This window comes from Burkholderia lata (genome assembly GCF_902499025.1).
Classification (GTDB): Bacteria; Pseudomonadota; Gammaproteobacteria; order Burkholderiales; family Burkholderiaceae; genus Burkholderia; species Burkholderia lata_C.
Genome location: NZ_CABVPW010000009.1, coordinates 115,528 through 127,843 on the forward strand (window position 1 = coordinate 115,528; position 12,316 = coordinate 127,843).

At 67.3% G+C, this 12,316-nt stretch carries 10 protein-coding genes and 1 pseudogene; 3 read left to right on the top strand and 8 right to left on the bottom strand.

Annotated features, from left to right (window positions below):
* Positions 1-13: 13 nt before the first annotated feature.
* The 8 genes and pseudogenes from BDI24065_RS11370 to BDI24065_RS11405 all read right to left on the bottom strand — a co-directional run bounded on the left by BDI24065_RS11370 (position 14) and on the right by BDI24065_RS11405 (position 9,014).
* On the bottom strand, positions 14-1,429 hold the full coding sequence (locus BDI24065_RS11370; RefSeq protein ID WP_175031319.1) for an amidase family protein: 1,416 nt from the start codon (positions 1,427-1,429) through the stop codon (positions 14-16).
* A 47-nt stretch (positions 1,430-1,476) separates the two neighbouring features.
* Positions 1,477-1,866, bottom strand: a complete 390-nt coding sequence (locus BDI24065_RS11375; protein ID WP_175031320.1) for a cupin domain-containing protein — start codon at positions 1,864-1,866, stop codon at positions 1,477-1,479.
* Between the two features lie 70 nt (positions 1,867-1,936).
* The gene (locus BDI24065_RS11380; RefSeq protein WP_175031321.1) at positions 1,937-3,229 is read right to left on the bottom strand and encodes an NAD(P)/FAD-dependent oxidoreductase; all 1,293 of its coding nucleotides are present in this window, start codon (positions 3,227-3,229) and stop codon (positions 1,937-1,939) included.
* A gap of 26 nt (positions 3,230-3,255) precedes the next feature.
* Positions 3,256-4,836: a DUF3138 family protein gene (locus BDI24065_RS11385; protein WP_175031322.1), complete on the bottom strand. Its 1,581-nt coding sequence runs from the start codon at positions 4,834-4,836 to the stop codon at positions 3,256-3,258.
* A 21-nt stretch (positions 4,837-4,857) separates the two neighbouring features.
* A complete protein-coding gene (locus tag BDI24065_RS11390) occupies positions 4,858-5,799 on the bottom strand; it encodes an ABC transporter permease subunit (protein WP_175031323.1) in 942 nt (313 codons plus the stop codon).
* Positions 5,796-6,782, bottom strand: coding sequence for an ABC transporter permease subunit (locus tag BDI24065_RS11395; RefSeq protein WP_175031324.1), 987 nt, complete (start codon positions 6,780-6,782; stop codon positions 5,796-5,798). Before BDI24065_RS11395 ends, BDI24065_RS11390 begins: the two co-directional genes overlap by 4 nt.
* A gap of 7 nt (positions 6,783-6,789) precedes the next feature.
* Positions 6,790-7,875 (bottom strand): annotated as a pseudogene (locus BDI24065_RS11400) (ABC transporter ATP-binding protein); the annotation flags it as partial.
* Positions 7,876-7,940: 65 nt separating this feature from the next.
* Positions 7,941-9,014, bottom strand: coding sequence for a polyamine ABC transporter substrate-binding protein (locus tag BDI24065_RS11405; RefSeq protein WP_254609737.1), 1,074 nt, complete (start codon positions 9,012-9,014; stop codon positions 7,941-7,943).
* A 286-nt stretch (positions 9,015-9,300) separates the two neighbouring features.
* Here BDI24065_RS11405 and BDI24065_RS11410 point away from each other — a divergent pair, with 286 nt between their 5' ends.
* From BDI24065_RS11410 to BDI24065_RS11420, 3 genes are all read left to right on the top strand, one after another.
* Positions 9,301-10,134 (top strand): helix-turn-helix transcriptional regulator, encoded by an 834-nt coding sequence (locus BDI24065_RS11410; protein WP_175031327.1) that lies wholly within the window; start codon positions 9,301-9,303, stop codon positions 10,132-10,134.
* Positions 10,135-10,286: 152 nt separating this feature from the next.
* Positions 10,287-11,459 carry a porin gene (locus BDI24065_RS11415; protein ID WP_175031328.1) on the top strand — a complete coding sequence of 391 codons (1,173 nt, stop codon included), beginning with the start codon at positions 10,287-10,289 and terminating at the stop codon, positions 11,457-11,459.
* A gap of 118 nt (positions 11,460-11,577) precedes the next feature.
* Entirely contained in the window at positions 11,578-12,222 is a 645-nt protein-coding gene (locus BDI24065_RS11420; RefSeq protein ID WP_175031329.1) for a glutathione S-transferase family protein, read from the top strand.
* Positions 12,223-12,316: the final 94 nt, after the last annotated feature.

The following is a 12,316-nucleotide window of genomic DNA, read 5'->3' on the forward strand; positions in this document are numbered from 1 at the left end:
GAAAAGTCGCGCATCACGACCCGGTGAGCGGATCGATCGGCGTGAAGATGCCCGCGCGCGCCTCGATCGCTTCGCCCGCGGCGAGACACAGAGCCTCCTGGAAGCGTCCGGCGACGAGCTGCACGCCGGTCGGCACGCCAGCGCGGATGCCGGTCGGCACCGACAGCCCCGGCAGCCCGAGCAGCGCGGTCGCGAGCAGCGGCCCCTGCTGCTCGACGATCGCGCGCATCGCGTCGTCGCCGTGCTGATCGGCGTCGATCGCGAACGGCTGTGCGCACGACACCGGCATCAGCAGCAACGGATAGCGCGCGAAGAACTGCTGCCAGTCGCGCAGCAGCGCGGTGCGCCGCGCGAGGCCGTTCATGTAGCCTTCGAGATCCAGCGGCTTCGCGAGACGGCGCTGGCTCGCGAACGCGGTACGGATCGCCGCGTCGCCGTGCTGCATGATCACGTCGCCGAGGCCGCCGCGCGCTTCGTTGGTCACCAGGTCCAGCCACAGTTCGCATGCCTCGGCGATCCGCGGCGGCGCCGCTTCCTCGACGATGCAGCCGGCTTCTTCAAGCCAGCGCGCGGCCTGCCGGATCGCGTCGACCACCACCGGATCGGACGGCACGCCCGGCAGCGCCGGGCACACGGCCACGCGCGCGGGGAACGCGGCTTCGTGTGCAGTCGGTGCGACGGGCATCCACCATGCGTCGCGCGCATCGCCTGCCGCCATCGCGTCGAGCGCGAGCCGCAGGTCGCCGACCGTGCGCGCGAGCGGCCCCTGTACGGACGCGAGCTGCACCGCGAGCGTGCGGTCCTTCGACTGCGTCGGGTTGTACGCCGGCACGCGCCCGGTGCTGGGCCGCAGCCCGGCGACGCCGCACGCGTAGGCCGGGTAGCGGATCGAGCCGCCCAGGTCGTTGCCGTGCGCGATCGCGCCGATGCCGGCGGCCACGGCCGCTGCGGCACCGCCGCTGGAACCGCCCGGCGTCAGCGACGCATCCCACGGGTTCGACGTGCGGCCGTGCAGGTCGTTGTCGGTGAACCAGCGATACGAGAACGCCGGCGCATTGCTGCGCCCGATCACGATCGCGCCGGCCTTGCGCAGGTTCGCGGTCACCGGGCTGTCCTCGTGCGCGATCAGGTCCGAAAACGCGCGCACGCCGTTGGTCGTCGCGTATCCGGCGGTGTCGACGTTGATCTTCACGGTCACCGGCACGCCGTGCAGCGGGCCGACCGGTGCGCCACGCGCGATCGCGGCATCGGCATCGGATGCGGCCTGCAACGCGCTGTCGGCCATCACGTCGACGATCGCATTGATGGCGGGGTTCACCGCGTCAAGCCGCTGCAGGCAGCTGCGCGTGAGTTCGGTGGCAGACACGTCGCGATGCGCGACGCGCTCGGCCATCTCGGCCGCGCTGAGACGCCACAATTCCTGGGTCATGGGTTGCTCCTCGTTGATCTCGATGGTTGTCCTGAACCGGCCGCGCGCTACGCGCCCGGCTGTCCGGCCTGCGGGGCATGCGGTGCGTGCGACGCATAGATCTTGCGGCACGTTTCGACGACTTCCCAGGTGCCGCGAAAACCCGGCGGGATCACGAAGCGGTCGCCGGCGCGCAGCACGCGTTCGCGGCCGTCCGCGTCGCGCACGATCGCGACGCCGCTCAGCATCTCGCAATACTCCGACTCGTCGTACTCGATCGTCCAGCGGCCGGGCGTGCATGCCCAGATCCCGCAGCTGAACTGCCCGCACGGGCTGATGTAGTGATGCGACAGTGTCTGCAGCGGATTGCCGTCGAGCAGCAGCCCGCTCGGCACGCGGCTCTGCGTGAGCTTCGCAGGCGCCCGCATCAGGTCGACGAGATTCGTGATGTTGGTCATGGTTGCCTCCAGGGCTTGAGTGATTCGAAACGTTTCGGTGCCGCGCGAACGGGCGAGCTGCCCGCGCGGGTCAGAGCAGGTCCATCATCCGGTGCCAGGTCATCGCGAGCGCCAGCATCGGCGTGCGCAGCGCCCGCCCGCCCGGAAAGTCGCGATGGCGAATCCGGCCGAACAGGTCGAAACGCGCGGCCTGCGCGTCGATCGCTTCCGCGATCAGCCGCCCCGCGAGGCCCGTCACGTTGACGCCGTGCCCGGAAAAGCCCTGCGCGAAATACACGGTCGGTTCGAGCCGGCCGAAATGCGGCGCGCGATTCATCGTCGCGTCGATCAGGCCGCCCCACGCGTAGTCGATCCGCACGTCGGCCAGCTGCGGAAACGTCTTCAGCATGTCGCGCCGCATCGCGGCCGCGAGGTCGCGCGGCGTGTTCGTCGAACTGCTGGCCTTGCCGCCCCACAGCAGCCGGCGGTCGCGCGTCAGCCGGAAATAGTCGAGCGCCGAATGGGTGTCGCAGATCGCCGCATCGGCCGGCATCGTCTCGGCCGCGCGCGCGTCGCCGAGCGGCTCCGTCGCGATCAGGTACGTCGCGACCGGAATGATCTTGCGCGCGAGCGCCGGCGCCAGCTGCCCCAGATATGCGTTGCAGGCCAGCACGACATGACGGGCATCCACGTGCCCGCGCGCACACCTGACGCGGTGATGCGGCGCGGCGCGATCGAGCGCGAGCGCGGGCGTGTCCTCGTGGATCGTCACGCCGGCTTCGCGCGCCGCCCGTGCAAGGCCGAGCGTGTAGTTCAGCGGATGCAGGTGGCCGCTGCCTTCGTAGCGGAGGCCGCCGGCGTAACGATCCGATGCGACGAAGCGGTGCATGTCGGCGCGCTCGACGACTTCGTAGCCGCGATAGCCGAAGCGATTCGCCGCGGTATCGCGCCACGCGCGCAGCGCATCGAGATGGCGCGGCTTGTTCGCGGCGGTCAGGTAGCCGGAGGTCAGGTCGCAATCGATGCCGTACCGCTCGACCCGCTGCCGGACGATCTCGACCGATTCCAGCCCCATCGCCCATACGCGCCGCACGTCGTCTTCCGGCAGGTAGGCCGAGAACGTATCGATGTCGCACGCGTACCCGGCGATCAGCTGGCCGCCGTTGCGCCCGCTCGCGCCCCAGCCGATCTTCGACGCCTCGACGAGCACGACGGAATGGCCGCGCTCGGCAAGCTCGAGCGCCGCGGACAGGCCCGTGAGCCCGCCGCCGATCACGCAGACGTCGGCCGTCGCGGCCTCGTCGAGCGACGGATACCGTGTACGGTTGTTGGCCGTCGCTGCGTAGTAGGACTGAACATGTTGCTGATTTTCGAACTTGAGCATGTGCAAGACTCGCGAACGGCGTCGCGTCAGAACGCGTAGATGAGTTGGGTGGCGAGCAGGTCGTTCGACTTCTCGTACGACCCGTCGTGACGCAGGAAGACCTTGTTGCTCGCCCAGTCGTGCCGGTATTCGACCTTCACCGTCACTTGCTGGGTCGGGTAGAACAGCAAGTCGAACGCGGCGGCCTGCCGCGTCGCGCCCTTGCACTCGAAGCCGACGCCGCCATTCGCCTTCGACAGCGCGAGGCAGTCGGCATCGATGCCGAAGCCGTTGTATGGGTCCATCCCATTGCCGTTCAGGCCGATCGACGACCCGCCGCCGCCGTTCTTCCGGTTCACGAGCAGGTCGTAGCGCAGCGTCGCGCCCATGCGGCCGACCACCGGCGCGTTGAACTTGCGGTGCGCGAGCAGCGACAACCCGAACCACTGTGCGAGCCCGCCGTTGAACGCGCCGTGCTGCTGCTGGCCGTAGTCGAACTCGGCGTTGTACTGCGCATCGGCGAGCGTGTAGGTCGCATCGGCTTCGCCGAAGAAGAACCCGCCGTACGCGCTCGGTGCGTTGCCGCCGACCCCGTAGCGCACGTTGCCGGTCGCCGGAACGAACGCGCTCGGCAGTGTCTGGCGGCCGATGCTGATCGAGCCGCCGACGTCGAGCGCGCTGCCGTGCATGTAATCGACCCGCGCGGTGACGGTCGGCACCTTGTTGCTGGTCGTGATCGGGTCGCCGAGCGCGTTGACGCCAGTCTGCGTGACCGCACCCGCGCTGCGGAACTGCTCGTTGCCGACGAAGAACTTCCACGCCCAGTGGCCGTCCGCGCTCTGGTAGTTGACGCCCGCGCCGATCGACGAGCCCGGATCGGAGAAGTCGTACAGCAGGTTGTGCGTGAGCGTGAGCATCTGGCTCGACTGCTGGTACTCGTAGCCGCCGAAGCCCGTCACGAGCCCGCCCGTGAGCGCCGTCGTGCCCGACAGCGGCACGGTCAGGACCGCAGTGTTGATGATGTCCAGGCCGCTCGCGCCGCTGCCCGTCATCATCGACAGGCCCGCGCCGCGGTTCGGCATCAGCGTGATTTCCGCGGACGGTGCGGTCGGGCCGACGCCGAACGTCTTCTTGATGTCGAGGAATACGTCGCCGAACGTGCTGTTGTAGTAGGTGTAGGCGTTCTCGTGATTCGCGAACTGGAACGACGACGTGCCGGCGCCCCGGTTGACCACGTAGGTCGGGTCGAGGTAGCCCGTCACCGACAGCCCGGCGATCGGGCCCGTGCGCGCGGCATCGGTCAATGAATCGACCTTCAGCTGCTGGTTCGCGACCTGCTGCCGGAGGTCCGACACATCGTCGTTGGTCAGCACGGCGGGTGCCTGCCCGTAGCCGGGCGCGGACGGGTCAGCCGCCGCGGCGGTCGCCGCATTAGACGCATTTGACGCGTTCGCCGCCACCGGTGCGGTCGAAGGTTTCGCGCCGAGCTGCGATTGCAGCGCACTCATCTGCCGTTGCAACACCGCGATCTGCTGCTGCAGCGTCCGGATCTGGTCGGCGCTCGAGTTCGCCGCGGCCAGCCCCGGTAGCGCTCCGGCGATCAGCGCGCAGAGCATTTTCTTTTTCATGGAATGTCTCCTTGTCGTTCGTCACTTCGTGGGATGCGGGATGCGGTCGTGCAGCGGCGGCGCGGCCGGCGGGCGCGCGGGCGGCATGGTGGAGGGCGACGCGGTGGTGCCGGATACCTCGGACGCGGAGGCCGCGCGCCACATCCGCGTGTCGCGCGCCTGCCGCCGCTCGCGGGCCAGCATCGCGCGGTTCACGACGACGACGCCGATCGTCACGACCGTGATGAACACCGTGGCGAGCGCATTCATCTCCGGGTTGAGCCCCATCCGCACGCGCGAGAACACGACGAGCGGCAGCGTCGTCGAACCGGGGCCCGACAGGAACGCGGACAGGATCACGTCGTCGATCGACACCGTGAACGCGAGCAGCCAGCCGGACACCAGCGCCTGCGCGATCAGCGGTAGCGTGATCACGAAGAACACCTTCCACGGCCGCGCGCCGAGATCGAGCGCGGCTTCCTCGATCGAGCGATCGAGCTCCTTCACGCGCGACTGCACGATCACCGCGACGAACGACAGGCACAGCATCACGTGGCCGATCCAGATCGTCAGCCAGCCGCGCCCGGCCGGCCAGCCGAAGGTCTGCTGCATCGCGACGAACAACAGCAGCAGCGAGATGCCCTGGATCACCTCCGGAATCACGAGCGGCGCGTTGATCATCGCGGCATACAGCGTGAAACCGCGAAAGCGCCCCATGCGGGCGAGCACGAAGCCGGCCCAGGTGCCGATCGCAACCGACGCGGTGGCCGTCAGCAATGCGATCTTCAGCGACAGCCACGCGGCCGTGAGCAGTTCGTCGTCGTGCAGCAGCGCGCCGTACCACTTCAGCGAGAAACCCGACCACACCGTCACCAGCTTCGACGCGTTGAACGAGTAGACGACCAGGCTGACGATCGGGATGTACAGGAACAGGAAGCCCGCGCCGAGCACGCACGCGGACAGGATGCGATTCGCGCGGGTCATGGCCTCGCCTCCGCTTCGGTCTGGCTGTAATGGAGCAGCGCCATCGGCACGAGCAGCAGCAGCACCATCGTCACCGTCACCGCGGATGCCATCGGCCAGTCCATGTTGTTGAAGAACTCGTCCCACATCACGCGGCCGAGCATCAGCGTGTTTGCGCCGCCGAGCAGCTCGGGGATCACGTATTCGCCGACCGCCGGGATGAACACGAGCAGGCTGCCCGCAACGATGCCGTTTCTCGACAACGGCAGCGTGATGCGCCAGAACGCGGACCACGGCGTCGCGCCGAGATCGTTTGCGGCCTCGAGCAGCGTGAGGTCCATCTTCACCAGGTGCGCGTACAGCGGCATCACCATGAACGGCAGGTACGAATAGACCATCCCGATGTAGACGCCCGCGTCGGTGTGATACAGGCGCAGCGGTGTCGCGATCACGCCGAGCGCCGCCAGCACGTGATTCAGCAGCCCGTCGTCCTTCATGATCCCGACCCACGCATAGACGCGGATCAGGAACGACGTCCAGAACGGCAGCATCACGGCCATCATCAGCAGGTTGCGGCGGGCGGGCGCCGAGCGCGCAATGAAGTACGCGATCGGGTAGCCGGCCAGCAGGCACATCAGCGTCGACGCCGCGGCCATCTTCAGCGAGCTGACGTAGGTGTTCAGGTACAGGTCGTCCTGCAGCAGCAGCGCGTAATGCTTCAGCGACAGCACGACCTGCACGGTGCCGGCCTCCAGCCGCGCGAGTGCCGTGTACGGCGGGATGCCGAGCATCGGGTCGGCGAAGCTGATCTTCAGCACCAGCACGAACGGCAGCGCGAAGAAGATCGCGAGCCACAGGAACGGCACGCCGATCGCGACACTGCGGCCCGATGGCAGGAAACGCGACAGCATCGCGAAGCGGCCCGGGCGCGAGCGTCCGGCGCCGGCGCTCGCGGCGCCGCTCGACACCGGCGCGGACGGAGTGGAAACGGAGGTTCTCGTCATGTCGTCCTCACTGCGTCAGCACGACGCCGCTGGCCGGCGACCACGACACGAACACGTCGTCGTTCCACGCCGGTGCGTTGTCGTTCATCAGGTGCGAGCTCGACAGGTTCGATACCACCGTCTTGCCGCTCGGCAGGCGCACGTGGTACAGCGAATAGCTGCCCATGTACGCGATGTCGGTCACGACGCCGCGTGCCCAGTTGTGTTTCGAGCCCGGCTTGTCGCGCGACACGTGAATGCGTTCCGGGCGCACCGAGATGCCGACCGGCATCCCGAGCGGGCCCGTGATGCCATGGTTCACATGCATGCGCGCTTCGAGGTCGTCGCTTTCGACGAAGATGTGATCGGGTTCGTCTTCGACCACGCGCCCTTCGAACAGGTTGGTCGAGCCGATGAATTCGGCCGAGAAGCGGCTGTTCGGAAACTCGTACACCTCGCCCGGCGCGCCGATCTGCACGATCTTGCCTTCGCTCATCACCGCGAGGCGGCTGGCCATCGTCATCGCCTCTTCCTGATCGTGCGTGACCATCACGCAGGTCACGTCGACCTTCTCGATGATGTTCACGAGTTCGAGCTGGGTCTTCTGGCGGATCTTCTTGTCGAGCGCGGACATCGGCTCGTCGAGCAGCAGCAGCTTCGGGCGCTTGACCAGCGAGCGCGCGAGCGCGACACGCTGCTGCTGGCCGCCGGAGAGCTGGTGCGGCTTGCGCTGCGCGTACTTGCTCATCTGCACGAGCGCGAGCGCATCGGCCACGCGCTCCTTGATCTCGTGCTTCGGCGTACCTTCCTGCTTCAGGCCGAACGCGACGTTCGATTCGACCGACATGTGCGGGAACAGTGCGTACGACTGGAACATCATGTTCACCGGGCGGCGGTACGGCGGCAGCGATGCGAGGTCCTCGCCGTCGACGAAGATCTTGCCGGAGGTGGCCGTCTCGAGCCCGGCGAGCATGCGCAGCAACGTCGACTTGCCGCAGCCCGAGCTGCCGAGCAGCGCGAACAGCTCGTTCTTCGCGATCGTCAGATTCACGTTGTCGACGGCCGTGCTGTCGCCGAATTTCTTCACGACGTTTTCGATGCGCACGAACGCGTCCGCATCGCGGCGAGCATCGGCCGCAACTGGGGCGGCAGGGAGCGTATGGATCATCGTCGCCTCCCTCAACCGCCCGACTTCAGCTGCAGCCACAGGCGGTTCTGCATCCGCGCGATGTCGGCGCTGCGCGGCATCGCGAGCGACGTTTTCGCGATCGTCGCGTCGGACAGGTAGATGCTCGGGTCCTGCACGATCGCCGGCGTCACGAACGGGCGCGCGGCCTTGTTGGCGCTCGGGTAGAAGATCTCGTTCGTGATCGCCGCGTTGGTCTTCGGGTCCTCGATGTAGTTGATCCACTTCAGCGCGGCTTCAGGATGCGGTGCATCCTTCGGGATCGCCATCACGTCGAACCACAACAGGCCGCCTTCCTTCGGATTCACGTAGCGAATTTCGTACGAGCGCTTCGCGTCCAGCGTGCGCCGCCGCGCGATCCCGACGTCGCCCGACCAGCCGAGCACGACGCAGACATCGTTGTTCGCGAGGTCGTCCGCATAGCCGGCCGAGCTGAACTGCGTGACGTACGGGCGGATCTTCTTCAGCACGTCGTAGGCGGCCTGGTAGTCGGCCGGGTTCTTGCTCTCGGGATCCTTGCCCATGTACTGCAGCGCCGCCGCAAACGCGGCGTCCGGCGCGTCGAGCAGCGAGATGCCGCAGCCTTTCAGCTTCGCCGCGTTCGCCGGGTCGAACAGCAGTGCCCAGCTGTCAGTCGGTGCGGTGTCGCCGAGCCGCTTCCTGACGGCCTCGACGTTGTAGCCGATCCCCGTCGTGCCCCACGCCCACGGCACGCCGTACTGGTTGCCCGGGTCGGCCTTCGCGACCATCTTCATCAGCACCGGGTCGAGGTTCGCGAGATTCGGCAGCTTCGATTTGTCGAGCTTCTGGTACACGCCGGCCTGGATCTGCTGCGCGAGATAGTTCGACGTCGGCACGACGATGTCGTAGCCCGAGCTGCCCGCGAGCAGCTTGGTCTGCAGCGTATCGTCGCTGTCGTAGCTGTCGTAGCGCACCTTGATGCCCGCCTGTTTCTCGAACACCGGCACCGTGTCCTTCGCGATGTATTCGGACCAGTTGTAGACGTTCAGGTTGGCATCGCCGGCACGCACCGGCTGGCTTGCCGCGACGGCAAGGCCCGCCGACATGACGAACACGGCGCGGACGGCCGGACGACAGCGAAATCGGACACGCATGGGGATCTCCAGAGAGTAGTAATCGGCCGTTGCGCCACGAGCGGGTGGACTCGCGGCAACGCCGTCAGACGGTTGCGGCACAGGGGTCAATGTAGAGATTGCGATTCGCACCGTCAGTCCCGAAAACCGGGACAAGCGATGTCATGTGCCGGGGCCGTTTGAGTGGATTCCCATCTAGGCAATCGAAAATCGTCGTGATACCAGTAGCGCCACCTGATATTTCCCGATACCCGAGGCCATGGACGCTGCGCTCCCCTCCCCCGATCTGCCGCTGAGTCACGTCGCGTTCGTGACGGAAACGCTTGGCGATATCGCGCAGGCCGTCGGCACGCCGCAGTTCATGCGCGCCGTCTACGACACGCTCGTGCGCTACGTCGACTTCGACGCGGTGCACCTCGACTACGAGCGGGTCGCGTCGTCGGGCCGGCGCAGCGTCGGCTGGATCGGCAGCTTCGGCCGCGAGCCCGAACTCGTCACGCAGGTGATGCGCCACTACTACCGGAGCTATGCGAGCGACGATGCGACCTACGCGGCCATCGACAGCGAAAGCGACATGCAGCTCGTACAGGTGTCCGCGCAGCGCGTCGCAAGCGAGATCCGCCATCAGTTCTTCGACATCGGTGACATTCACGACGAATGCGTGATCGCCGGCGTCACGCTCGGCACGCGCTACTCGATCTCGATCGCGCGCTCGCGGCGGCTGCCGCCGTTTTCGCTGAAGGAGCTGAGCCTGTTGAAGCAGCTGTCGCAGGTCGTGCTGCCGCTGGCGTCCGCGCACAAGCGCCTGCTCGGCGCGATCTCGGCAGACGACGCGCCACGCGACGAGCTCGATCTCGACCTCGTCGCGCAATGGCTGCCGGAATGGCAGGAACGCCTGACCGCGCGCGAGATGCACGTGTGCGCATCGTTCATCCAGGGCATGACCTCGGCCGCCATCGCACAATCGATGGGGCTCAAGACATCCACCGTCGACACGTACGCGAAGCGCGCATTCGCGAAGCTCGGTGTCGATTCGCGCCGGCAGCTGATGACGCTCGTGCTGAGAAACGCGTCGCGGCGGCACGACGCATAGCGCCCCGGTGCACCGGCCGCCGGCCGGTTGCGCGCGCACCCATCCCCGCGCCGCCTCATAACGATCCGACAATTTGTTGGTTCCCTCGACGATGCGCTGTCCGTATCGTTCACCGACTCGTCAGACCAATCGACCAACGGGGGAATCCAGCAATGAAACAGATCCGTTCATTCGCACTGCTCGCACTGCCGGCCGCGCTCTATGCCGGCGGCGCTCACGCACAAAGCAGCGTCACGCTGTACGGCATCGTCGATGCGGGCATCGCGTACGTGCACAACGCGCAGAACGCGAACGGCAGCAACGCGTCGAGCCTCGTCAAGTTCGGCAGCGGCAACCTGTCGGGCAGCCGCTGGGGGCTGCGCGGCACCGAGGATCTCGGCGGCGGCCTGGCCGCGCTGTTCCAGCTCGAGAACGGCTTCAACATCGGCACGGGCGCACTCGGCCAGGGCGGGCGCGAATTCGGCCGCAAGTCCGTCGTCGGCCTCTCGAGCAGCACGTACGGCACCGTCACGCTCGGCCGCCAGTACGATCCGATCGTCGACCTCGTGCAGGGCCTCACGCAGGACAACTACTTCGGCGGCGTGTTCGCGACGCCGGGCGACCTCGACAACTACGACAACAGCCTGCGCGTCAGCAACTCGGTGAAATACACGAGCCCGCTGATCTCGGGCTTCCAGTTCGAAGGCCTGTACGGCTTCGGCGGCGTCGCGGGTGCTACCGGCAGCGGCCGCACGTACAGCTTCGGCGCAAGCTACGCGAACGGCCCGCTGTCGCTCGGCGCCGGCTTCTTCTACGCGAACGGCGGCTCCACCGTTGCGAACGGCGCGCGCACGTGGTCGAGCAGCTCGGACACGCTGTTCAACACCGTGATCAACCAGGGCTTCTCGAGCGCGAAGTCGATCCAGATCGTGCGCGTGGCCGGCCAGTACGTGGCCGGGCCGGCCACCTTCGGCCTCGCGTATTCGAATACGCAATACGGTGCGGACACGCTGTCGGCCTTCAGCCAGAACGCGAAGTTCAACAACGGCTCGGCGTTCTTCAACTGGCAGTTCTCGCCGGCGCTGCGCGCGGGCGTCGGCTACAACTACACGTCGCTGACGGGCCCGGCTTCCGCGCACTACAACCAGGTCAACCTCGGCGCGGACTACGCGCTGTCGAAACGCACCGACCTGTATGCGCTGTTCGGCTACCAGAAGGCGAGCGGCAACACGCTCAACGCGAACGGCGCGGTCGTGAAGGCCGCCGCGTCGGTCGGCGCGTACGGCGTGAACTCCGGCACCGATACGCAGGAACTCGCGATCGTCGGGATTCGCCACAAGTTCTGATCGCGTCGCCGCACGGCAACATCGACCACGACGACAGCCGGCAGGCGCGCACCACGGTGCGCGCCTGCGGCGTTTACACTGTCCGCGATCCCGTTCCACACGACACAAGGAGGCCGGCATGCTGACCGTATGGGGGCGCCGCAATGCATTCAACGTCCAGAAGGTGCTGTGGCTCGTCGACGAGCTCGCGCTCGCGCATCAACACGTGCCGGCCGGCGGGCAATTCGGCGTGCTCGACACGCCCGCTTTTCTCGCGATGAACCCGCACGGGCGCATACCCGTGATCGACGACGGCGGTACGGTCGTCTGGGAATCGCACAGCATCCTGCGCTACCTCGCCGCGCGTTACGGACGCCCCGGCTTCTGGCGCGACGACCCGGCCGAACAGTCGCGCGCCGACCGCTGGATGGACTGGTCGCAAACCACGCTGCAGCCGACGTTCCTGAACGGCGTGTTCCGCGGCTACTACCGGACGCCGCCCGAGCAGCGCGACACGGCGCGCGTCGAGCAAAGCATCGCGCAGTGCGCGCAGCACTTCCAGGCGCTCGATGCGGCGCTGGCCGGGCAGCCGTTTCTCGCGGGCGACGCACTTACGCTCGCCGACATCGCGGCCGGCACGCACCTGTACCGCTACTTCGAACTCGACATCGCCCGGCCGGACATCCCGCACGTGCAAGCGTGGTACGAACGGCTGAAAGCGCGGCCCGCGTATCGCACACACGTGATGATTCCGTTCGACGACTTGCGCGGGCGGCTCGATTAGGCAATCGGGCAGCGCGCCGGCAGCGCAACGGCTTGTAGGAAGGTTGTAATGACAACGGTGTAGGGTGCCGACCTGTACGCCCGCCCGATGTGCA